Below are 20242 nucleotides of genomic sequence, written 5' to 3' on the forward strand. Positions count from 1 at the left end.
CGATCGTCATGTCCGCCGTCATCATGAAGTCCTTCGCTTCCCGCGTGCTTTTCCCCCTGCTGCTGGGCGCCGCCGTCGCCGCGCCGGCGCAGGCCAAGTTGCGCGTCTTCGCCTGCGAGCCCGAGTGGGGCTCGCTCGTGCGCGAACTCGCCGGCGACAAGGTCGACGTCGACGTTGCCACCTCCGCGCTGCAGGACGTGCACGTGATCGAGGCCAAGCCCAGCCTGATCGCCAAGCTGCGCGCCGCCGACCTGCTGGTCTGCACCGGCGCCGAACTGGAAGTGGGCTGGTTGCCGCAGCTGATCCGCCAGTCGGGCAACACGAAGGTGGCGTCCGGCAACGGCTCGTTCATGGCCGCGATGCAGGTGAAGACGCTGGAGAAGCCGACTGCGCTGGACCGCGCCAACGGCGACGTGCATCCGGACGGCAATCCGCACGTGCAGCTCGATCCGCGCCGCGTGCTGGTGATCGCGCAGCGCCTCGACGCGCGCCTCGCGCAGCTCGATCCCGCCAACGCCGCGGTCTACCAGCAGCGGCTGGCCGATTTCTCCGGCCGCTGGGCCGCCGCGATGAAGCGCTGGCAGGCGCAGGCCGCGCCGCTGCGCGGCCGCAAGGTCGTGGTCCACCACATCAGCTGGGTGTACCTGTGGGACTGGCTGGGCATGCAGCAGATCGGTGCGCTCGAACCCAAGCCCGGCGTGCCGCCGACCAGCGCGCACCTGTCGAGCCTGATCGCGACCACCAAGGCGTCGAACACGCTGGCCATCGTCCGCGCCGCCTACCAGGACCCGAAGCCGGCCGACTGGCTGGCCGAGCGCACCGGCGTGCCGGCGGTGACGCTGCCGTACACGGTCGGCGGCGACGCGCAATCGAAGGACCTGTTCGGCCTGTTCGACTCGACCCTGTCCAAGCTGCTGGGCGCCGCCAAGTGACGCTCAACTGGGACGGCCTCGATGTCTCGATCCTCGGCCCGGCCTGCCTGGCCGGGCTGATCGTGCTGTCCACGCACGTGCCGCTGGGCCGGCAGGTGCTGGCGCGCGGCATCATCTTCATCGACCTGGCGATCGCGCAGGTCGCCGGCCTCGGCGTGATCCTGGCGCAGTATCTCGGCGTCGACGAGCACGGCTTCGGTGTCGAGATCGCCGCCGCGGTGGCCGGTCTCGCCGGCGCGGGCCTGCTGGCCTGGACCGACAAGCGCTGGCCGAAATACCAGGAACCGCTGATCGGCACCCTGTTCGTGCTGGCGGCGACCGGCGGCCTGCTGCTGCTGGCGAACAACCCGCAGGGCGGCGAGCATCTCAAGGACCTGCTGGTCGGGCAGATCCTGTGGGTGAGCTACGGCCAGCTGATCCCGGCGGCGATCCTGTCGGCGGCGCTGCTGGCGGTGATGATCTGGAAGCGCGGCGAACCGCGCGGCCTGCTGTTCTACGCGCTGTTCGCGCTGGCGATCACCGCCTCGGTCCAACTGGTCGGCGTGTACCTGGTGTTTGCCAGCCTGATCGTGCCCGCGCTGGGCACGGTGGCGCTGGGACGCCGGCTGGGCATCGCCTACGCCATCGGCATCCTCGGTTACGTCTCGGGGCTGGTGCTGTCGGCGCTGCTGGACCTGCCCAGCGGTGCGATGATCGTCTGGACGCTGGTCGGCTGCGCGCTGCTGGCGCAGGTGCTGGCCCTTGGACGCAACCGGTCCGCCCCCACGGAATGACGATGGCCCTGGAACACCGCTACCGCGTCCTGCTCGACCGCATGGGAGCCGTCGGCTCCCTGCTGTGTGCCGTGCATTGCGCGCTGCTGCCGCTGCTGATCGCGCTGCTGCCGAGCATCGGCGTGGCGACCTGGCTGAGCAAGGACGCCGAGGAATGGTTCGTCGTCTTCGCCTCGATGGTCGGCCTGTTCAGCGTGGTCTGGGGCTACCGGCGCCACCGCGAGGTGCGGGCACTGGGCCTGCTGCTGCCGGGGCTGGCGGCGCTGTGGTTCGGCGTCCTGTACGCGCCGCTGCACGCCACGGTGGTGCCGCACGCCATCGTGATGACCTTGGGCGGGACGTTCGTGGCGCTGGCCCACGTGGCCAACCTGCGCCTCACCCATCTGGCCGCCGAGGCCGCTGCCGACGTGGGCTGAATCCGGGCGCCCGGCCCGGCCCGGGCCCGCGGAGGCCCCCCGCGTGGTAGCATTCGCGGCCCGCGCATCGCCGCGGATCCGTACCAACACGATCACACCGAACACGACAGCTATCGAGGGTTTCGACATGGGCAAGGGCGACCGCAAGACCGCCAAGGGCAAGCGCTACAACTCCAGCTACGGCAACGCCCGTCCGAAGGCCACCGGCCTGGCCGCCGGCGCTGCGCCGGTCGCCAAGAAGGCCGCCGCCAAGCCGGTCGCCAAGGCGCCGGCCAAGAAGGCCGCGGTGAAGAAGGTCGCTGCCAAGGACTGATCGGGCCCGCCCGACCGGTTGCATCGAAACCCCGCTCCGGCGGGGTTTCGCGTTTCCGGGCTCAGGGTCGCGATGACCCGCGGGCCGGCACCCGTTCCAGTTGCCCGCCGGCGTAGTCGGTCGCGAACGGCAGGTCGCGGCGGTGCACGTAGCCAATGAAGCAGTCGCAGGCGCGGTTCGGGCAGGCGCGCGGGCGCAGCTGCGCGACGAAACTGCCGTCGTACAGGTTCCCCAGCGATTCGGCGACGAAATGGCAGCGGCGCACGCCGCCATCGCCGTCGACCGACAGCACCGACTCGCCGGTGGCGCAGGGCGCGCCGAGGCTGGGCGGCGGATCGAGGCTGAAACCGAAGTGCGGATCGATGCGGCGCAGCCGCGACACGTCGTCCGCCGCGTAATAGTCCGCATCCCGGCCGTCGTACGCATTCAGCCACAGCGGCACGTCGTCGGGCAGCGCCGCGCGCAGCCGGTCGATGTCGTCGAGCGCGTCGCGCAGCGCCACCATGCCCACGCTGAAACGCAGCCCGCGCCGGTGCAGTTCGCGGCAGCGCGCGACGAACGTCGCCAGCGGCACCTGCGTGGGATGCCACGTGCACCACAGCGCGAACGCGCGCGGATCGACGCGGTCCAGCCAGCGCATGCCGATGCAGAGGTTGGTCTGGATCGCCACCCGCCGCACGTGCGGCAACTGGCTCAGCGCGATCATCGCCTCGCGATAGTGCTTGCGCACCAGGCCTTCGCCCCACGGCGTGAACAGGATCGACAGCGGCCGTTGCCACGCCGTCGCCCAGTCGACGAAGCGCGCGAGGTCCGCGGCATCGCGTTGCAGCGTCGCGCGGGTGTCGCGGGTCTTCGCGAACGGGCAGTAGGCGCAGTCGTAGTTGCAACTGCTCAGCTGACCGCGATACAGCAGCGAAAGATGCCCGGGCGCGTCGGCAGCCTGCATCGCGTCGATCGCGGCCTGCGGGACGTGCATGTCAGCGCGGTGCATGCTCGGCCATGCGCGCGAGCACGGCCGGCGACGCCAGCCACGGGCCGAGGGTGTCGGCGCGCGCGAACCCTTCGTCGGTGAGCGCGAGCAATGCGCCGTCGCGCCGGGCGAGGCCGAGCGGTTCCAGCGACGCCAGTTGCGACAGGTCGTCGAAGACATCGCTGCCGAAGCGCATGCGCCACGCATCGAACGACAGTCCGGGCTTCACCAGCAGCGACTGGATCGCGTACCGACGCCGCTGTTCGTCGCCGTCGAGCACGAAGCCGTGCCGCACCTGCGCGAAGTCGCCGGCGGTCAGCGTGAGGTGGTGCGCGAGGATCTCGGCGACGCTGCGTCGCGACACGCCGTACTCGCTCGCGTAGTGCAGGCCGCGCGTGTACGAGCGCGCGCCGCAACCGATGCCGACCATGCCGTCGTCCTGGCAGCAGTAGGCCGGGCCGGCGTCGCCCGCGGGCGCATGCGGTGCGCGGAACATGCGCATCGACACCTGCGTGTAGCCGGCGGCGAGCAGGCGATCGCGGCCTGCGCGATACAGCGCCGGGCGATCATCCTGCGGCTCGGTGTGCACCGCGAAGCGCGTGCGACCGTCGCGTCCCGCCATGCGTCCGAGCCCGGTCAGCGGACGCACGTACAGCGGATACAGATAGAGTTCCTCCGGCGCGAACGCGAGCGCGCTGTCGATCGAGGCCACGAAGCTGTCCACGCTCTGCCCGGCGATGCCGTAGATCAGGTCGAGGTTGAGCGTGGGGAAACGCTGCGCGCGGATCGCGGCGATCGCGCGTTCGACTTCATCGCGTTGCTGCGGCCGCACCAGCGCGCGCACCTCGGCATCGCCGAAACTCTGGATGCCCATGCTCACGCGATCGATGCCGGCCTCGCGGCACAGCGCCATCTTTTCCGCATCGACGGTGTCGGGCGACACTTCCATGCCCGACGGCAGCGCACGCGGGTCGATGCCGTGGCGCTGCAGCATCGCGAACAGGCGTTCGAGTTGCGGCGTGGTCAGGTAACTCGGCGTGCCGCCGCCCAGCGCGAAGCGCGCGAAGCGCGCGCCGTCGAGTGCATCGACGGTGACGTCCAGTTGCAGCGCGAGCTGGTCGAGATAACGCTCGACCGCGTCGTCGTTCGGCTTCGCCAGCGCGAACAGGTTGCAGAAGCCGCAGCGGTACGGGCAGAACGGGATGTGCAGGTACAGGAACAGCGCGTCGCGCGCCTCGTCGGCCCAGACCTCGCGCAGTGCGCGCGGCGCCGGCAGCGCGCGGTACGCGGTCTTGTGCGGATACGAGTACGAATACGCCAGGTAGGGCGGCAGTTGCAGCAGTGCGTCCAGCGACGGCAAGGGAGTTGCGGCGTTCATGCGTCGAGGTCGCTTCCGTTCGGGGCGTGTCCAAGCAGGAAATGCGCGTACGGCACATGCAGCACCACGTCGTGCGCGAGGCGATGGCCGCGATAGCCGTCCTCGCCGTAGGCGGTGCCGTGATCGGAGCAGACGATCACGAACGTCGGGGCGCGTCGCCGCGCGGCCGCGAACAGCGGTGCGAGCGCGGCATCGACGTATTCGAGCGCCGCGGCCTGCGTGTCGGCATCGTCCTCGACGGCGCCCGGGAGGTAATGCCGGTTCGGTTGGTGCAGTGCCGACACGTTGAGATACGTGAAGCAGCGCCGGCCGCGCAGGTCGTCGGCATCGAGTCGCGCGCAGGCCAGCGCGACCTGGCGTTCGGTGGAGTCGATCGCGGTCACGCCGAACGCGGGATTCCAGTGCGCTTCGTCGAACAGTCCCGGCAGATCGCGGCCCAGCGCATTCGCCGGGTTGAAGAAACCGACGCCGCCGATGCACAGCGTGTGGTAGCCGAGCGCCGCGAAGCCGCCGCCGATGTCCGCGCGATCCGCGCCGCCGTCGTCCGAAAACACGAATGTGTTGGCGTCGGCCGTCTCGCTGCCCGCGAACGCCAGCGCGAACAGGCGCGGGTGCGGCCCGGGAGACGCGGGCGTCGGCAGGAAACCGGCGAAGAAGGCGCGGTGTGCGGCGTAGGTGAATGTCGCCGGCGTGTGCCGCCGCTCCCAGCCTGCCGCCGGCAGGTGCGGCGCCAGCGTCGGCAGTCGGCCCGCCTCGAAACACGCCTGCGCGACATCGAAGCGCAGCGTGTCGAGCACGATGAACAGCACGTCGTGGCTGCCGACGATGGCGTGCATGTCGAGCACGGGCGCGCACGCGTCAGCCATGCGCGCGCGCCTCGCATGCGGAGGCCTGCACGAGGCCGGCGAGCACCCAGTCGGCCTGGTCGTCGGCAGGCTCCGCGCCGTCGCAGCGCGCGTGCTGCACGTCGTCGCCGAAGGCATTGGCTTCGAGCACGACGCAGCGGTCGCGCCCGGGGATCACGTCGAAGCCGATCATCGTGCTGCCGGGAAACACCGCCGCCGCGGCGCGCACGGTGGCGTCGACCTGCGCCCATGCCGCGTGGTCGAGCAGCGACGCCGGATCGGCGCGCCGGTTGCCGAGATGCAGGTTGGTCATTGGCGCGTCCGCGATGCGCGCCATCCGCTGTCGCGGTTCGCCGGCGAAGGCGATCACGCGCATGTCGAAGCAGCAGCCGGTGAAGCCCGTGGCGCGCGGCTTCGGGATCCACGCCTCGGCGTAGCAGTCCTGCGCGGCGAGTGCATCGATCAGCGCGGCGATCCGTGCACGCGTCGTGTAACGCTGCGGCGAGAGCCGGTTGAACAGTCGCGCCTGTCTGCCGTCGCCCACGACTTCGGCCGTGGTCCACGCGAGTTCGCGACCGTCTCGATGCCGGCGGTAGGCGATCACGCCCGCCGCGGCCGAGCCGTAGCGCGCCTTCACGAACACGCGGTCGCAGCCATGCGCGTCGAGCAGTTCGTGCAGGTGCACGTACGAGGTCACGCGCCCGAGCGCGGGCGGCACGTCGACGCAGGCCGCGGCCAGCGCTTCGCGGCACGCCCACTTGTCGCACATGCGCAGGATGTCCTCGACCGGATTCAGCCAGCGGACCAGACCTGCGGCCTCCGCCTCGCGCGCGATCGTGCGCAGCAGGTCGGCGAAGCCCGCGAACCACAGGTCGCGATGCGCGAGCGCATGGCCGTCGATGTCGATGGGCGGCGCGCCGTCACGATCGAGCAGGCGATGGCCGCGCTGCACCAGTCGTTCGTACAGGCCGGTGCCCGCGGCCGGTGCGTCGAGCTTGACCATCGTCGGTGTGCCATCGCCGACCGACGGCAGCGCGAGCGGCGGTGCAGGCGCGCACAGGCGTTCCGCGTAGTCGATCACCGCCGCCCGGCGCAGGCCGCGCTCGCGCAGCGCGCGCTGGAGGCGCAGGACGCGGCGATGCCCGGGCGCGCCGAACACCGCCAGTGGCGCGTCGCGGCGTTTCACTCGGCGACGGCGACGTAGCGCTCCCCGTCGTCCTCGTCCTGCGGGTCGTCCAGCACCACGCGGCAGGGCAGCGCCTTCAGCTTCGCCTGCCAGGCGTCGCCGATGTAGTGATGGCTGAGATCGAGTGTTTTCAGCCCGGTGAGGAACGGGCTTTCGCACAGCGCCTGCGCACCGAGGTCTCCGATCGTGCCCATCGACAGGTCCAGCGTGTCGAGGCGGCCCAGCCAGTCGCAGCCGGCGAGATGCTGCGCCAGCGCATCGCTGATCTGCGCATCGCACAGACCGAGGTATTCGAGCCGCGAGGCATCGATCGCGTCGAGCAGGCGCGCGTAGGTTTCCACGTCGCCGTCGAAGCCGTAGTTGTCGTCGCCCAGCCACAGTTCAAGCCGCTTCAGTGCCGGCAGTGTCGAACCCGCGATCGCATTGGCGATGCCTTCGGGCAGGCCGCCGCATTCGATCGCCAGTTCCTGCAGCGCCGCATGCGTGAACGGTGCGAGTGTCAGGTCGGTGCTGCCGCGGATGCGCAGCACCTGCAACTCCGGAAACGCCGCGAGCAGCGGGTTGTAGTCGCCCTGGATGATCCATGAGATCTCGCAGTCCTCGAAGCTCATGTCGCCGACGAACAGCGCGCGCAGCGACGGCAGCTCGGCGCGGCGTTCGATCAGTGCATCGAGATAGTCCTGCGGCGAGGTGTCGTGCGCTTCGCTCCACGCGCCGATGATCAGCGCGTCGAGTGCGGTCGTGTCGACCTGCGCGAGGAAGGCGTCCAGCAGCTCGCGCTGGCTCTCGGCCGAGTCGTAATCCTGCGCCAGGCGGAAGGCGTGGGTGCGCACGGCGTCGCGGTCGGCGACGGTGTCGCCCATGCGGAATTCGACGACGGGTTTGCCGAAGAAGCGTTCGAGGGTTTCGTTGACGGTCATGGAGGGTCCTTGGCGCGGGCGCCGGTCAGGGAATGGGGAAGTCGTGGATGACCACGTACTGTTTGCGGAATTCGAAATTGCCCTTGGGCAGCCACTCCGCGGCGTAATGCCGCAGCGCATCGGCGCCGTCGGGATGATCGAGGCCGTTGGCCCGGCAGTCCGCGCTGGCGTCGTCACCGCTCCGGCTTGCGAACAGACGCAGCCCGATGGTGCCCGGGGCCTCGACCAGGGAGTCGAGCGCCTTGTGCACGCTCGAGAAGAGACAGCACGGACAGAACTTCTCCGCCTCTTCGGCGGCCGCCGTGCCGGCCTCCGGCGGTTCGGCCATGTAATGCGAGAACGGTCCCATCACCACGCGGCGCTCGCGGCCGTCCGCGAGCGTCATCCGCATGATCAGGCAACTGTCGGGCCTGTCCTCCAGTGCGCCGGCCAGCGTGGAATGGTCCATCGCCACCCAGCCGCGAAATCCGTTCATCAGTGCGTCTTCCGGCGAGATGCCGAAGCCATGCTGGTACTCGAACAGACCATCAGGGTACAGCAGCGGGTGATTGGCCTGGATGGTCGTCGCACTCCGGATCCGGCCGTCCGCGCCTTCCATTTCCACGAAGCGTGGCTGCACGATCAGGTCGTCGTCGAGCAGGAGCGCGTCCCCGTGGCGGTGCGCAGGCACTTCGGCCTCCTGCAATGCCTGCAGCAACAGATCGACCATGTCGAAGCGCTGTTCTGCCGCGCCGTCGTCGTCGGCACGCAGGACCAGCACGGACGCTTCGGCCGGATTGAGCGGATGCAGCGGCGGGATCGACGGTGCTGGCGGTTCCGGCGGCGGCGCCGGCGGACCGGGCTTCCTGCGGAAGAAACCGAACATGCTCAGCGCGCCGGCTTCGTCGCTGCGGCGGCATCCTCGACCGCGCGCCACACCCGCAGCAGGTTCTCGCCGAGCAGTTTGCGCAGCGCGTCGTCGCGGTAGCCGCGGGCCTGGAGGCCGGCGATGAGGTTCGGGTAGTCGGCGACGGTCTTGAGGCCGTCGGGCAGGGCGCCGTCGACGCCGTCGAAGTCGGAGCCGATGCCGACGTGGTCGATGCCGACCAGCTGCACGCCGTAGTCGATCTGGTCGAGCACCGCGTCGAGCTTCACCGGCAGCGGCGGATGCGACTGCTCCCACGCGGCGTCGAATTCGGCGACGGTCTGCGCGGTGCGGCCGGCGGCCTTCTCGCGCTGGTAGGCGTTGTAGGCGACGAAGTAGGCCTGCGTGCGCGCGGCCGAGGCCGGATCGACGAAGGCGTTGCCGAACGGCACCTGGATCACGCCGCCCTTGTCGGCGATGGCCTTCGCGAGCTCGTCGCTGAGGTTGCGCTCGAAGCCGGGCGTGAAATGACGGAACGCCGAATGCGTGGCGACGACCGGCGCACGGCTGAGCGCGACCGACTGCGCGACGGCGTCGTCCGACAGATGCGAGACGTCGACCATCATGCCGAGCCGGTTCATCTCGGCCACGACCTCGCGGCCGAACGGGCTGAGCCCGTGCCAGTGCTTTTCCGTCGCGTAGGACGAATCGGCGATGCGGTTGTTGTCGCTGTGGGCGAGGGTGACGTAGCGCACGCCGCGATCGAAGAACACGCGCAGCTTCGCGACGTCGTCGCCGATCGGCGCGCCGTTCTCCATGCCCATCGGCAACAGCACGCGGCCGCCGCGACGCAGGCGGTCGACGTCGCGCGGCGAGCGCAGCACGGCGAACTTCTCCGGATGTTCTGCGGCCAGCGCCTGCACGCCGTCGATCATGCGGTGCGCGACGTTCCAGGCGCTGCCGTCGGCGTCCTGGCCGGGCGAGGTGTAGATCGACATGAACGCCACGTCGAGGCCGCCGGCGCGCGCCTTCGGGTAATCGAACTCGCGGGCCTGCGCCTGCGACAGGTCGAGCCAGCGCTTCGCCAGTTCGGTCGGCGCGTCGATGTGGGTGTCGACGATCACCGCGTCCTGCGCCAGTTTCTGCGCGGCGGGCGTCGCGTCGCCCGCGTGGGCGATGCCGGCGGTCAGCGCGGCGACGAGAGCGGGAAACAGCAAGTGGCGTCGCATGGCGCGCTCCGGAGGTGGGATGAGGTCAGAAGGACGCGGACAGGCGCTGTCCGCCCGCGACGACGAGGCGCGCGAGGTCGCCGCCGAGCCAGTAGCACAGTTCGGCAGGGCGACGCACGTCCCACAGCACGAGGTCCGCGCGCATCCCGACGCGCAGCAGGCCGCGGTCGTGCAGGCCGAGCGCGCGCGCCGCGTGCACGGTCGCGCCGCGCAACGCCTCTTCGGGCGTCAGCCGGAAATGCGTGCACGCCAGCGACATCGCGAGGCGCAGCGACAGCAGCGGCGAGGTGCCGGGGTTGGCGTCGGTCGCGACCGCCATCGGCACGCCGTGCGCGCGGAAGGCGTCGATCGGCGGGCGCTTGGTTTCGCGCAGGCAATGGAACGCGCCGGGCAGCAGCACCGCGACGGTGCCGGCGGCGGCCATCGCGCGCACGGCGTCGTCGCGCGTGTATTCGACGTGATCGGCGGACAGGCCGCCGAATTCGGCGACCAGCGCCGCGCCGCCGAGGTCGCTGAGCTGGTCGGCGTGCAGCTTCACCGGCAGGCCCAGCGCACGCGCCGCCTCGAACACGCGCCGCGTCTGCGCGGGTGTGAACCCGATGCCTTCGCAGAACGCATCGACGGCATCGACCAGACCGTCGGCATGCAGCCGCGGCAGCCAGTCGATCACGGTGTCGATGTAGGCGTCGGGTTGGCCTGCGAACTCCGGCGGCAGCGCATGCGCGCCGAGGAACGTCGTGCGCACGGTCACGCCCAGCGTGTCGCCGATGCGGCGCGCGACGCGCAGCATGCGGCGTTCGCTCTCGAAGTCGAGGCCGTAGCCGGACTTGATCTCCAGCGTCGTCGCGCCGTCCGCGAGCAGCGCCCGCGCGCGCGGCAGCGACTGCGCGAGCAGCGCGTCCTCGTCCGCGGCGCGCACGGCGCGCACGGTCGAGACGATGCCGCCGCCGGCGCGGGCGATGTCCTCGTAGCTCGCGCCCTGCAGGCGCAGCTCGAACTCGTGCGCGCGGTCGCCGGCGAACACCAGATGCGTGTGGCAGTCGACCAGCCCGGGCGTGACCCAGCCGCCGTCGACCTCGATCACCTCGTCGGCCAGCGTCTCCGGCGCCGCCGGCAGCGCCGCGCGCGGGCCGACGAACGCCAGCACGCCGTCGCGCCAGCCGATCGCGCCGTCCTCGATCGCACCGTAACCGTCGCCGTCGAGCGTGGCGAGATGCGCGCCAAGCAGAAGGGTGTCGAAATGCCGGGAGATTGTCATGCGGAAAAGTGTGCCATGCGTTGAAGGATGAGGCGTGCTTACGGCCCCCAGTAGTCGAAGGTGTAGACCCTGCCTTCGGCGATGTCCACGACCATGTCTTGATCGGACGCGACGCCGCACGCGACGCGATGTTGCCCTGCGGTGATCCGGCCACGCTCACCGATCCGGTGAGGCCAGCGACGGCCGTCGACGAGGATCGGACCGCAGCGGCCGCCATTGTCGTCGGCGACGATCAGATAGGTGACGCCGTCAGTCGAAGGTGCGCTCGAACCACGAAGATCGCCGTCGCAACCCGCGCACAGGACCAACATCGCGATGCAACTGGAGAAGAGCGCGCGGGCGACTGCAAGCAGCGTGTTCAGCGGATCGCCCCCGCGGCTTTCAGTGCGCCGGCATCGAACCCCGCTTCCGCGCAGATCGCCTCCGCGTGTTCGCTCAGGTACGGCGGACGCACAGGGTCGGTCATCGGCGTGGCCGACATGCGCAGCGGGCTGGCGATCATCGGGATGCCGTCGGCTTCGATGCGCAGGCCGCGGGCGGTGGCGAGGTCGCCGAACACGGCGTCGCGCACGCCGTTGACCGGTGCGGCGGGAATGCCGGCGGCATCGAAGCGCGCCAGCCATGTCTTGACGGTGTCGCCGGCGAAGCGCTGCGCGAGCTCCGGGACCAGCCAGTCGCGATGGGCGACGCGCGCGGCGTTCGTCGCGCAGCGTGGATCCTCGCGCCAGTCGTCGCGGCCGACCGTGGCGCACAGCCGCTGCCACAGTGCGTCGCTGCCGCAGGCCAGCGCGAACGCGCCGTCGGCGGCGTCGAAGGTCTGGTAGGGCACGATGCTGGCGTGCGCGTTGCCGTAGCGCTTCGCGTCCTTGCCGGTGAACAGCGTGCTGCTGGCGACGTTGGCCAGCGCCTGCACCTGCACGTCGAACAGGCTCAGCTCGATCGTCTGGCCTTCGCCGGTGCGCGCGCGTTGCAGCAGCGCGGCGAGGATCGCGATGGTCGCGTTGAGCCCGGTGGTGAGATCGACCGAGGCCACGCCGACCTTGCTCGGCGGGCCGTCGGCGGGACCGGTGATCGCCATCAGCCCGGCTTCGGCCTGGATCGCGAAGTCGTAGCCGGGGCGATGCGCGCCGGGGCCGCTGCGGCCGTAGCCGGAGATCGCGCAGTGGATGAGCCGCGGGTTCAGCGCGCGGGTCGAGGCGGGGTCCAGCCGCAGCGACGCCGCGGCGTCGGCGCGGAAATTCTCGATCAGCACGTCGGCGTCGCGGATCAGCGCCTCCAGCAGCGGGCGCGCGTCGGCATGGCGCAGGTCGATCGCGATCGAGCGCTTGCCGCGGTTGCAGCAGGCGAAGTAGGCGGAGGTGTCGCCGCCGGCGTGGTGCAGGAACGGCGGGCCGTAGCCGCGGGTGTCATCGCCGTCCGGCGGCTCGACCTTGATCACGTCGGCGCCGAGGTCGGCGAGGGTCATGCCGCACCACGGCCCGGCGAGCACGCGGGAGAGATCGAGAACCCGGATTCCTGCCAGTGCCGACATCGACGCGCCTGTCGCGGGGGAGTGCGCAGTGTACCGGGCGCGTCGGAGGTTGGCGGATCGACACGTCGCTGCCTCCACTCCGGCACGTCGCTGCCGCCACCCCCACCCCGACCCTCCCCCGCTCGCGGGGGAGGGGGCAAGGCAGATGCGCCTGCTGTGTCTGCCGCCCGTGTCGCAGGAAACCGGCAGCGCGGAATCGCCTCGTCCTTCTCCCTCCCCCGCGGGCGGGGGAGGGGCGGGGGTGGGGGCGCCGGCCCGCGCATGCGCTTGGGGCATGCGTGATCGCGGTGCGACAATCCGCGCATGACAGCACAGATCGCTCCCGTCGACGGCCGCTGGCGGCTTCCCGGCATCGCCAACCTGCATTCGCACGCGTTCCAGCGCGCGATGGCGGGCCTTGCGGAATGCATGACCCATCCCTCCGATTCGTTCTGGACCTGGCGCGAGACCATGTACCGCATGGCCGCGCGGTTCGATCCGGACACGCTGCATGCGGTCGCGTCGCAGCTGTACGTCGAGATGCTGGAAGCCGGCTACACCACCGTCTGCGAGTTCCATTACCTGCACCACGCACCGGACGGCCGGCCGTACGACGATCCCGCGGCGATGTCGCGGGCGCTGGTCGCTGCGGCGCGCGAGACCGGCATCCGCCTCACGCTGCTGCCGGTGCTGTACATGACCGGTGGCTTCGACGGACGTCCGCTCAACGAACGCCAGCGCCGGTTCGGCCACACGGTCGACGCCTGGCAGCGGCTGTTCGACACGTTGCGCGCCGGACAGGACGACACCTTCCGCGTCGGCTGCGCGCTGCACAGCCTGCGCGCGGTGCCGGCGGACGCGATGCGGGCGACGCTCGCGGCGCTGCCGCAGGACGCGCGGGTGCACGTCCACATCGCCGAGCAGATCGGCGAAGTGCAGGACTGCCTGGCGATCCGCGGCGACCGCCCGGTGCGCTGGCTGCTCGACCATGCCGACATCGACGCGCGCTGGACGCTGGTCCATGCCACGCACCTGGAGATGGACGAGATCGTCGGCATCGCCGATCGCGGCGCGACGGTCGCGATCTGCCCGACCACCGAGGCCAACCTCGGCGACGGCCTGTTCCCGCTGCGCGATTTCCTCGACGCCGGCGGCCGCTGGGGCATCGGCTCGGACTCGCACATCTCGGTGTCGCCGGTGGAGGAACTGCGCTGGTTGGAATACGGCCAGCGGCTGGTCACGCGCCACCGCAACATCGCCGCCACCGCGGCGTCGCCGAGCGTGGGCGAGACGCTGCTCGCGGGCGTGCAGGCCAGCGCCGCGCAGGCGACCGGCTTCGCGGCGGACGTCCTCGCCGACGATGTCGTCACCCTCGATCCCGCCGCGCCGCAGTTGCTCGCCGCGCGCGCAACGGACATCGCCGACCGCTGGCTCTTCGCCGGCAACCGGCCGGCGGTGGACACGGTGACGGTGGCCGGGCGCCGGATCGTCGATGGCGGCCGGCATGTCGATCGCGAGGCCGTCGCCGCGCGCTATGCGACGGCGCTGGCGAGGCTGCTGGCGGACTGATTCGCGCCGCCACGGGCGGCCTTCGTCGCCGGGAACCGGGGGTTCGTCGCAAGGGCCGGCGGGCGAGGCGGGAGGCGGGCAGGGTGTGCAGGTCGCCGCGACGCGCGGCGGTTCGCACCCTTCCAGACCTCCCGGAGTTCCCATGTCCCAGTCCTCGCGCTTCTCCCTGAAGACCCTCGCCGTGGCCGTCGCCCTGACCGTTGCGGGTTCGTTCTCCGCCGTCGCCGCGGACGCCCCGGCTCCGGCCACCCAGGCGGCGGCCCCGGCCGTCGCCCGCAGCCACGTGCCGATCCTCTGGAAGATCTCCGACCGGGACAACACGCTGTACCTGCTGGGCTCGTTCCACCTGCTGCGCGCCGGTGACCTGCCGCTGTCGCCGGACATCGCCGTCGCGATGAACGACGCGAAGACGACGATGTTCGAACTCGACATGGTGTCGATGATGTCGCCGGAGAACCTGGCGAAGGTGCAGGCCTACCAGAAGCTGCAGGGCGACAAGCCGCTCAGCGCGCTGCTGCCCACGCCGACGCGCGAGAAGCTGGAGGCGCTGCTGAAGGTCGGCGGCACCCCGATGTCAGCGGTGGACGGGCTGGATGCCTGGGCGCTTGCGCTCAACCTCAACCTCGGCACGATGATGGCGATGGGCTTCAACGGCGAGAACGGTCCGGATCGCCTGTTGTCGCTGCAGGCCGACAAGGAAGGCAAGCCGCGCCTCGCGCTGGAAACGCTGGACGACGAATTCTCGGTCTTCGAGCGCACGCCGATCGACGAGCAGGTGCTGGGCATCACCCGGTTCGTCGATGACCCCAAGCAGGTGGTGACGCAGACGATGAAGATGCACGACCAGTGGATGGCCGGCGATCTCGACGGGCTGGGCCGCGACGCGCTGGCCCGCATGCGCAGCGAGACGCCCGTGACCTACCGCCTGCTCGTGGTCGACCGCAACAACGCCTGGCTGCCGCAACTCAAGGCGCGGCTCGACGCACACCACGCCGGCGACAACACGCTCGCCGTGGTCGGCGCGCTGCATCTCGCGGGCGAGGACGGCCTGCTCGCGAAGCTGCGCGCCGAAGGCTATCGCGTCGAGCGCATCTGCACCGCCTGCGCCACCGGTCCGCGCTGACCCAACCGGCCCGCTCCGCGAGGAGCGGGCGCTTCCCTCGGAGCACCCTGATGCGCATCGACCTCAAGGGCCTGCGGGCCTCGTCGACCGATCGCCAGTTCTGCGGCGTCTTCGGCGGGCTCGGCGAACACACGCCGATCCCGTCCTGGCTCTGGCGCACCGTCTTCGTGCTGCTCGCGCTGTGGCACTGCGAAACGATCGTCGCCTACCTGGTAGTCGCCCTGTTCATGCCGCAAGCCGTGGCCCCGGCGACCGCCGTCGGCGTCGAACCCGCCGCGCACGCCCCGTCCGTCCCGGTGCGGCCATGAGCATAGTCCAGGCGTCGAGCGTCATCGCGATGCTGCTGTCCGCCGCGTTCCCCGGCGCGGGCGTGGTGTCGGTGGCCGGCGACGCTGCGTCCCCGGTCTGCATGCCGGCGTCTTCCTTCGATGCCGGGAATGCCTCGGGCGGATGGCGACTGGACGCGGCGATCGGCCCGGCCTGCGTCGCCGGCCCGCTGCCCGCGTGGCATGCGGAACTGCAGACGCTGGGCATCCGCGTCGCGATTCAGCATGATGCCGGCGGTTTTTCGCTGTCCTTCGATGCCGGCCGCCTGCATCCGGGCATGCCGCACGCGCCTGTTCCGTCGTTTTCCGGGATCCGCCCATGACTGTCCACGACATCCCCCCGCTCACGCTGGATGCGCCGCTGCCCGAGTCGATGCGGCCGGGCCGGCAGACCTTCGTGACCCGGTACAAGAACTACCCGGTGTTCAGTTGGCCGTGGTGGTGGCGGCGCACGGTGTTCTTCTCGCCCGTGGCGCTGGCGTTGTTCTTCGTGCCGACCTTCTGGATGTGGCGCGAGCTGAGCAACACGCTGGCCGCCCTGCAATCGGCGGCCTTCACGACGGGGGCGTTCGCGATCCTGGTCACGCTCGGTCCCGGCATCGCCAGCGCGATCCGATACCGCCGGCTGCCCGCGAAATGGGAAGGCATCGCGATCGTCGCCGTGATCCTCGCCTGCATCGGCGTGGCGTCGGTGATGGAGGACGTGTTCAACGCCTTCCGCATCTCGATCCTCGACGAATTTCCGGCAGCGAAACAACAACTGCTGGCACTGGCCGCGGAAAAGCAGGCGCGCAATCAGAACTCGCCGGTCCTCGGGGCGATCACCGGCTACCTCGTCGCCGGTTCGTGCGGGGGATTGCTTGCGATCCCGGCCTACTTCCGCGAATCGTGGAGCTGGCGCGCGTATCAGCACGAGCGGATCGAGTCCGCGCTGCGTGCGCAGAAGCACGAGGCAAGCCTGAAGTTGAGCCTGCTGCAGGCGCAGGTGGAGCCGCACTTCCTCTTCAACACGCTGGCCTCGGTGCGCATGCTGATCCGCCAGGATCCCGCGCAGTCGGAGGCGACGCTCGATGCGCTCGTGGCCTACCTGCGCGGCAGCATCCCGCAGTTCCGCGACGGCGAGGCGAGGACCGCGTCCCTGCTCGGCCAGCAACTCGACCTCTGCGAGAGCTACCTCGAGGTCATGCGCATCCGCACCGCGGGACGCCTGCAGCATGCGGTGGAGGTCGACGCCTCGCTGCGCGACGCTGCGTTCCCGCCGATGCTGCTGATCACGCTCGTCGAGAACGCGATCAAGCACGGCATCGAGCCGAAGCCGGGCCCGGGCCGGGTGACGATCTCGGCGACGCGCGACGGCGATGCGTTGCACGTCGTCGTGGACGACGACGGCGTCGGCCTGCAGCCGGGCGTCGGCGGCGGGCTCGGCCTCGCCAACGTGCGGGCGCAGCTTGATGCGCTCTACGGCAAGCGGGCGACGTTCGACCTGCGGAGCCGGGGCACGGGCGGCGTCCGTGCGGAACTGCGGCTGCCGATGGCGCAGGCGGCATGAGCACGATGCCGGCCCCCGTCACCGCCGTCATCGCCGAAGACGAAAAGCCGCTGCGTGATGCGCTGCGCGCGATGCTCGGCATCGCCTGGCCCGAGCTGGAGATCGTCGCCGAATGCGAGGACGGCATCGCCGCGATGGAAGCGATCGCCGCGCACCGGCCGGCGCTGAGTTTCCTCGACATCCGCATGCCCGGCGTCAGCGGTCTGGACGTGGCCCGCGCCGCGATCGCGGTGAAATCGCTCGTCGTGTTCACCACTGCCTACGACGAATACGCCGTGCGCGCGTTCGAGGCCGGCGCCGTCGACTACCTGCTCAAACCACTGCGGCCCGAGCGGTTGGCGACGACGCTGGATCGCGTGCGTGCGCGACTCGACACCCGCGACGCGGACGCCGACGCGCGCATGGCGGCATTGGAAGCGCAGCTCCGTCCGTCTGGCACGCGGCTGATCCGCTGGATCAGCGCCGCGGTCGGCGACAGCGTGCGCATGCTCGGCCTCGACGAAGTGGTTTATTTCCAGGCGCAGGACAAGTACGTCCGCGTGGTGACCGCCGACGGCGAGGCGATCATCCGCACGCCGCTGAAGGAACTGCTGGCGGGGCTCGACCCCGACGAATTCTGGCAGGTGCATCGCGGCACGGTCGTGCGCGTGTCGGCGATCGACCGCCTGCGTCGCGACGAACTCGGGAAATCGGCGCTGCGGCTCCGCGGCCGCGAGGAGACGCTGCCGGTCAGCGCGGCGTTCCTGCACCGTTTCCGCGGGATGTGATCGCGTCGCGCAGCGCCGGCTGCAACGGCGCCAGCGTGCCGTCGTTCGGCGCGGGGCGGACGTGCAGCAGGTGCGCGAGCAGCGGGTAGATGTCGACGTTGTCGAACGCCGGCAGCACCATGCCGGTGCGGAACGACGGTCCGGTGGCGACGAAGGTCGCGCGCATCTCGGGCACTTCCGGCGCGAAGCCGTGTTCGCCCTTCACCGGCTGCCGCTGCGGCGCCTCGCTGCGCGCCTGCAGCCGCCAGCCGACGTCCGCCTGGCACACGATCGGTGCGATCCGGCGGTGCGTGCCGATGTGCCAGGCTGCGGGCAGCTCGGCCTTGCGCCAGCAGGCGTAGTGGTCGTGGCGGCCGGCGAAGGCCTGCGCGACGTCGGCCTCGCGTCCGGGTGCCGGCGCGATGCCGACCCAGGCGCCCCACGACAGCAGCCGGTACGCCGACGTCGGCAGCACGTCGTCGAGATAGCGCACGTTCGCCTGCGGCACGTCGGCCATGCCGTGGTCGGACACGACGATCACGTCGGTGGCCGCGTCCACGCCGCGCGCACGCAGGCCGTCGCGCAGTCGTGCCAGCGCGGCGTCCAGCGTCCGCAGCGCGGCCATCGCCGGCGGCGACGCGGCGCCGGCATCGTGCGCGGCGATGTCGTACTGGTCGAAGTACACCGTCAGCAGTTGCGGCCGCTGCCCGGACGGCAGGTCCAGCCAGGCGAGGACCTGGTCGATCCGCGCGGCCGGCGTCACCGTCTTGTCGAACGGCCGGCGGTAGCGCGGGCGCTGCCCGGCGATCTCGGCGTTCGAGCCCGGCCAGAACATCGTCGCCGCGATGCCGCCCTGCTTCTGCAGGGTGGCCCAGATCGGTTCGCCGCCCCACCAGCGGCCGTCGTCGGCGCTGGCGGCGTTCTTCGAGACGAAGGTCCCCAACTCCGGATCGATCATGTTGTTGTGGACGATGCCGTGATGGTCGGGATACAGCCCGGTCACCAGCGTGTAGTGGTTCGGGAAGGTGAGGGTGGGGACGCTCGGCGTCAGCCATTCGGCGCGCACGCCCTGCGCGGCGATCGCGTCCAGCGTCGGCATCGTGCCGCTGCCAGGAATGGACGCGGGCAGCGCGTCGATCGACACCACGATGACGGCATGGGCGGCGGCGGGCGGTGCCGCGGGTCGCGGCGCCGGGGCGCCGGCGCAGGCCGCGAGGAGCAGGCAGAACGCCGGGACGACATACCGGATCAAGCGCGCGGACACACCGCGCCAGGCGAAGACGGAGGGCATGCGAGGATGATACCCGCCGCCGTGTCCGCCCGATGACGTCCCGCCGAGGTCCCGCATGTCCCGTGCCCCGTTCGCCGCCTTCGCGGCACTGCTGTTCCCCTTCGCCGCCGCGGCCGCGCCGGCGGCCCTGTTGCCCGCGGAATGCGAGGTCTGGGCGCGCGAACTCGATTTCGCCGCGTCGGTCGCCCGCCACGACGCCGCGGCCTTCGCCGACCACGTCGACGCCGGCGCGGTGTTCGGCGCGGGCCGCGAACGCCAGGCCCGCGGGCGCGACGCCGTCGTGGCGCGCTGGGCCGGGATCGTCGAAGGCAAGGCCGTGACCATCGAGTGGTATCCCGAACGCACCACCGTCGGCGGCGTCGCCGGCATCGCGTGGTCGGAAGGCCCGTCGCTGGTGATCGAGCACCCCGGCACCGACGCCGAGACCTTCACCCTCGGCCGCTTCCATTCGGTCTGGCGACGCGGCGAGGACGGCGTCTGGCGCGTGCTGTTCGACGACGGCATCGATCGCGGCCCGGCCGATGCCGAACAGGTCCGCGCCTTCCGCGCCGGTCGCCGCGAGGCCTGTCCCGCGGGCTGACATCGTCCTGAATCCGGGCGACGCGTTCATGCATCTCGGCCCGGGCCGGCGTAAGGTGCGGGCATTCCCCTTCGTGCCCGGAGCCGCCGCCATGACCCGCCTGCTGCTCGCACTGCTGTTCGTCCTGACCTGCGGCACCGCCGTCGCGCAGACCGTCACCGTCACCAACGAAGCCGGCCAGACCGAGACCGTCCGCACCGACGTCGCGACGCCGGCCGAGCCGGCTGCCGACACGGCCACCGACAAGCCTGCCGACAAGCCCGATGCCGCCGCATCCACCTGCCTGCAGAGCACCGGCTCGCGCATCGTCGCCAACCGCAACCTCCGCGCCCAGCGCGCCGGCAAGCCGCTGGAGTGCGCCAACGCCCCGGGGCGCGTCTACACCCGCGAGGAACTCGACCGTACCGGCCGCATCGACATCTACGACGCCCTGCGCGCGCTGGATACCGGCGTGCGCTGACGCGCCGGCAAGTCCCGCTCCCGA

Annotated in this window: 23 protein-coding genes; 12 read left to right on the forward strand and 11 right to left on the reverse strand. The window is 71.1% G+C overall.

Going from position 1 to position 20242, the window contains the following annotated elements; genetic code table 11:
• The first annotated feature begins 8 nt into the window (after window positions 1-8).
• The 4 genes from ACT53Q_RS17035 (at window position 9) to ACT53Q_RS17050 (ending at window position 2434) form a co-directional block, all read left to right on the forward strand.
• Window positions 9-932 (forward strand): metal ABC transporter substrate-binding protein, encoded by a 924-nt coding sequence (locus tag ACT53Q_RS17035; RefSeq protein WP_476187848.1) that lies wholly within the window; start codon window positions 9-11, stop codon window positions 930-932.
• Window positions 929-1705 (forward strand): metal ABC transporter permease, encoded by a 777-nt coding sequence (locus ACT53Q_RS17040; RefSeq protein WP_476187849.1) that lies wholly within the window; start codon window positions 929-931, stop codon window positions 1703-1705. The genes ACT53Q_RS17035 and ACT53Q_RS17040 overlap by 4 nt, the downstream gene beginning before the upstream one ends.
• 2 nt (window positions 1706-1707) lie before the next feature.
• Entirely contained in the window at window positions 1708-2121 is a 414-nt protein-coding gene (locus tag ACT53Q_RS17045; protein WP_476187850.1) for a MerC domain-containing protein, read from the forward strand.
• Between the two features lie 127 nt (window positions 2122-2248).
• Window positions 2249-2434, forward strand: a complete 186-nt coding sequence (locus tag ACT53Q_RS17050) for a 30S ribosomal protein THX (protein ID WP_476173395.1) — start codon at window positions 2249-2251, stop codon at window positions 2432-2434.
• Between the two features lie 61 nt (window positions 2435-2495).
• On the opposite strand, the gene ACT53Q_RS17055 is transcribed toward ACT53Q_RS17050, so the two are convergent.
• From ACT53Q_RS17055 to ACT53Q_RS17100, 10 genes are all read right to left on the reverse strand, one after another.
• Window positions 2496-3380: an STM4011 family radical SAM protein gene (locus ACT53Q_RS17055; protein ID WP_476188043.1), complete on the reverse strand. Its 885-nt coding sequence runs from the start codon at window positions 3378-3380 to the stop codon at window positions 2496-2498.
• A 31-nt stretch (window positions 3381-3411) separates the two neighbouring features.
• Window positions 3412-4782: an STM4012 family radical SAM protein gene (locus tag ACT53Q_RS17060; protein ID WP_476187851.1), complete on the reverse strand. Its 1371-nt coding sequence runs from the start codon at window positions 4780-4782 to the stop codon at window positions 3412-3414.
• On the reverse strand, window positions 4779-5648 hold the full coding sequence (locus tag ACT53Q_RS17065; RefSeq protein ID WP_476187852.1) for an STM4013/SEN3800 family hydrolase: 870 nt from the start codon (window positions 5646-5648) through the stop codon (window positions 4779-4781). The genes ACT53Q_RS17060 and ACT53Q_RS17065 overlap by 4 nt, the downstream gene beginning before the upstream one ends.
• Entirely contained in the window at window positions 5641-6813 is a 1173-nt protein-coding gene (locus tag ACT53Q_RS17070; RefSeq protein WP_476187853.1) for an STM4014 family protein, read from the reverse strand. The genes ACT53Q_RS17065 and ACT53Q_RS17070 overlap by 8 nt, the downstream gene beginning before the upstream one ends.
• The gene (locus ACT53Q_RS17075) at window positions 6810-7733 is read right to left on the reverse strand and encodes an STM4015 family protein (RefSeq protein WP_476187854.1); all 924 of its coding nucleotides are present in this window, start codon (window positions 7731-7733) and stop codon (window positions 6810-6812) included. The genes ACT53Q_RS17070 and ACT53Q_RS17075 overlap by 4 nt, the downstream gene beginning before the upstream one ends.
• Before the next feature lie 25 nt (window positions 7734-7758).
• Window positions 7759-8493, reverse strand: a complete 735-nt coding sequence (locus tag ACT53Q_RS17080) for a DUF6348 family protein (protein WP_476187855.1) — start codon at window positions 8491-8493, stop codon at window positions 7759-7761.
• A gap of 107 nt (window positions 8494-8600) precedes the next feature.
• Window positions 8601-9806, reverse strand: a complete 1206-nt coding sequence (locus tag ACT53Q_RS17085) for a dipeptidase (protein WP_476187856.1) — start codon at window positions 9804-9806, stop codon at window positions 8601-8603.
• Between the two features lie 25 nt (window positions 9807-9831).
• Window positions 9832-11064 carry an imidazolonepropionase gene (hutI, locus tag ACT53Q_RS17090; RefSeq protein WP_476187857.1) on the reverse strand — a complete coding sequence of 411 codons (1233 nt, stop codon included), beginning with the start codon at window positions 11062-11064 and terminating at the stop codon, window positions 9832-9834.
• A 38-nt stretch (window positions 11065-11102) separates the two neighbouring features.
• Window positions 11103-11375 (reverse strand): hypothetical protein, encoded by a 273-nt coding sequence (locus ACT53Q_RS17095; RefSeq protein ID WP_476187858.1) that lies wholly within the window; start codon window positions 11373-11375, stop codon window positions 11103-11105.
• Window positions 11376-11422: 47 nt separating this feature from the next.
• Entirely contained in the window at window positions 11423-12595 is a 1173-nt protein-coding gene (locus ACT53Q_RS17100; RefSeq protein WP_476187859.1) for a CaiB/BaiF CoA transferase family protein, read from the reverse strand.
• A 303-nt stretch (window positions 12596-12898) separates the two neighbouring features.
• Here ACT53Q_RS17100 and ACT53Q_RS17105 point away from each other — a divergent pair, with 303 nt between their 5' ends.
• The 6 genes from ACT53Q_RS17105 (at window position 12899) to ACT53Q_RS17130 (ending at window position 17908) form a co-directional block, all read left to right on the forward strand.
• Window positions 12899-14143, forward strand: a complete 1245-nt coding sequence (locus ACT53Q_RS17105; RefSeq protein WP_476187860.1) for a formimidoylglutamate deiminase — start codon at window positions 12899-12901, stop codon at window positions 14141-14143.
• Window positions 14144-14285: 142 nt separating this feature from the next.
• Complete coding sequence (locus tag ACT53Q_RS17110; RefSeq protein ID WP_476187861.1) at window positions 14286-15266, forward strand: TraB/GumN family protein; 981 nt, start codon at window positions 14286-14288, stop codon at window positions 15264-15266.
• Between the two features lie 50 nt (window positions 15267-15316).
• Complete coding sequence (locus ACT53Q_RS17115) at window positions 15317-15574, forward strand: PspC domain-containing protein (RefSeq protein ID WP_476187862.1); 258 nt, start codon at window positions 15317-15319, stop codon at window positions 15572-15574.
• Window positions 15571-15915 (forward strand): hypothetical protein, encoded by a 345-nt coding sequence (locus ACT53Q_RS17120; RefSeq protein WP_476187863.1) that lies wholly within the window; start codon window positions 15571-15573, stop codon window positions 15913-15915. The genes ACT53Q_RS17115 and ACT53Q_RS17120 overlap by 4 nt, the downstream gene beginning before the upstream one ends.
• Window positions 15912-17141, forward strand: a complete 1230-nt coding sequence (locus ACT53Q_RS17125; RefSeq protein WP_476187864.1) for a sensor histidine kinase — start codon at window positions 15912-15914, stop codon at window positions 17139-17141. Before ACT53Q_RS17120 ends, ACT53Q_RS17125 begins: the two co-directional genes overlap by 4 nt.
• 5 nt (window positions 17142-17146) lie before the next feature.
• Complete coding sequence (locus tag ACT53Q_RS17130) at window positions 17147-17908, forward strand: LytR/AlgR family response regulator transcription factor (RefSeq protein ID WP_476188044.1); 762 nt, start codon at window positions 17147-17149, stop codon at window positions 17906-17908.
• Here ACT53Q_RS17130 and ACT53Q_RS17135 read toward each other — a convergent pair.
• Entirely contained in the window at window positions 17871-19178 is a 1308-nt protein-coding gene (locus tag ACT53Q_RS17135; protein ID WP_476187865.1) for an alkaline phosphatase family protein, read from the reverse strand. The two genes, ACT53Q_RS17130 and ACT53Q_RS17135, sit on opposite strands and share 38 nt — an antisense overlap.
• 55 nt (window positions 19179-19233) lie before the next feature.
• Between ACT53Q_RS17135 and ACT53Q_RS17140 the strand changes: the two genes are divergently transcribed.
• Together ACT53Q_RS17140 and ACT53Q_RS17145 are read left to right on the forward strand one after the other, a co-directional pair.
• Entirely contained in the window at window positions 19234-19758 is a 525-nt protein-coding gene (locus ACT53Q_RS17140) for a YybH family protein (protein WP_476187866.1), read from the forward strand.
• A gap of 91 nt (window positions 19759-19849) precedes the next feature.
• On the forward strand, window positions 19850-20218 hold the full coding sequence (locus ACT53Q_RS17145; protein WP_476187867.1) for a hypothetical protein: 369 nt from the start codon (window positions 19850-19852) through the stop codon (window positions 20216-20218).
• The last annotated feature ends 24 nt before the right edge of the window (window positions 20219-20242 follow it).

It is taken from the genome of Lysobacter sp. DMC97, from assembly GCF_056313745.1.

Excerpts from the sequence above, each read along its gene's own strand:
- ACT53Q_RS17035 (WP_476187848.1), top strand. The coding sequence starts at position 9 with ATGTCCGCCGTCATCATGAAGTCCTTCGCTTCCCGCGTGCTTTTCCCC.
- ACT53Q_RS17045 (WP_476187850.1), top strand. The coding sequence starts at position 1,708 with ATGGCCCTGGAACACCGCTACCGCGTCCTGCTCGACCGCATGGGAGCC.
- ACT53Q_RS17050 (WP_476173395.1), top strand. The coding sequence starts at position 2,249 with ATGGGCAAGGGCGACCGCAAGACCGCCAAGGGCAAGCGCTACAACTCC.
- ACT53Q_RS17055 (WP_476188043.1), bottom strand. The coding sequence starts at position 3,380 with ATGCAGGCTGCCGACGCGCCCGGGCATCTTTCGCTGCTGTATCGCGGT.
- ACT53Q_RS17060 (WP_476187851.1), bottom strand. The coding sequence starts at position 4,782 with ATGAACGCCGCAACTCCCTTGCCGTCGCTGGACGCACTGCTGCAACTG.
- ACT53Q_RS17065 (WP_476187852.1), bottom strand. The coding sequence starts at position 5,648 with ATGGCTGACGCGTGCGCGCCCGTGCTCGACATGCACGCCATCGTCGGC.
- ACT53Q_RS17075 (WP_476187854.1), bottom strand. The coding sequence starts at position 7,733 with ATGACCGTCAACGAAACCCTCGAACGCTTCTTCGGCAAACCCGTCGTC.
- ACT53Q_RS17085 (WP_476187856.1), bottom strand. The coding sequence starts at position 9,806 with ATGCGACGCCACTTGCTGTTTCCCGCTCTCGTCGCCGCGCTGACCGCC.
- hutI (WP_476187857.1), bottom strand. The coding sequence starts at position 11,064 with ATGACAATCTCCCGGCATTTCGACACCCTTCTGCTTGGCGCGCATCTC.
- ACT53Q_RS17095 (WP_476187858.1), bottom strand. The coding sequence starts at position 11,375 with ATGTTGGTCCTGTGCGCGGGTTGCGACGGCGATCTTCGTGGTTCGAGC.
- ACT53Q_RS17100 (WP_476187859.1), bottom strand. The coding sequence starts at position 12,595 with ATGTCGGCACTGGCAGGAATCCGGGTTCTCGATCTCTCCCGCGTGCTC.
- ACT53Q_RS17105 (WP_476187860.1), top strand. The coding sequence starts at position 12,899 with ATGACAGCACAGATCGCTCCCGTCGACGGCCGCTGGCGGCTTCCCGGC.
- ACT53Q_RS17110 (WP_476187861.1), top strand. The coding sequence starts at position 14,286 with ATGTCCCAGTCCTCGCGCTTCTCCCTGAAGACCCTCGCCGTGGCCGTC.
- ACT53Q_RS17115 (WP_476187862.1), top strand. The coding sequence starts at position 15,317 with ATGCGCATCGACCTCAAGGGCCTGCGGGCCTCGTCGACCGATCGCCAG.
- ACT53Q_RS17120 (WP_476187863.1), top strand. The coding sequence starts at position 15,571 with ATGAGCATAGTCCAGGCGTCGAGCGTCATCGCGATGCTGCTGTCCGCC.
- ACT53Q_RS17125 (WP_476187864.1), top strand. The coding sequence starts at position 15,912 with ATGACTGTCCACGACATCCCCCCGCTCACGCTGGATGCGCCGCTGCCC.
- ACT53Q_RS17130 (WP_476188044.1), top strand. The coding sequence starts at position 17,147 with ATGCCGGCCCCCGTCACCGCCGTCATCGCCGAAGACGAAAAGCCGCTG.
- ACT53Q_RS17135 (WP_476187865.1), bottom strand. The coding sequence starts at position 19,178 with ATGCCCTCCGTCTTCGCCTGGCGCGGTGTGTCCGCGCGCTTGATCCGG.
- ACT53Q_RS17140 (WP_476187866.1), top strand. The coding sequence starts at position 19,234 with ATGTCCCGTGCCCCGTTCGCCGCCTTCGCGGCACTGCTGTTCCCCTTC.
- ACT53Q_RS17145 (WP_476187867.1), top strand. The coding sequence starts at position 19,850 with ATGACCCGCCTGCTGCTCGCACTGCTGTTCGTCCTGACCTGCGGCACC.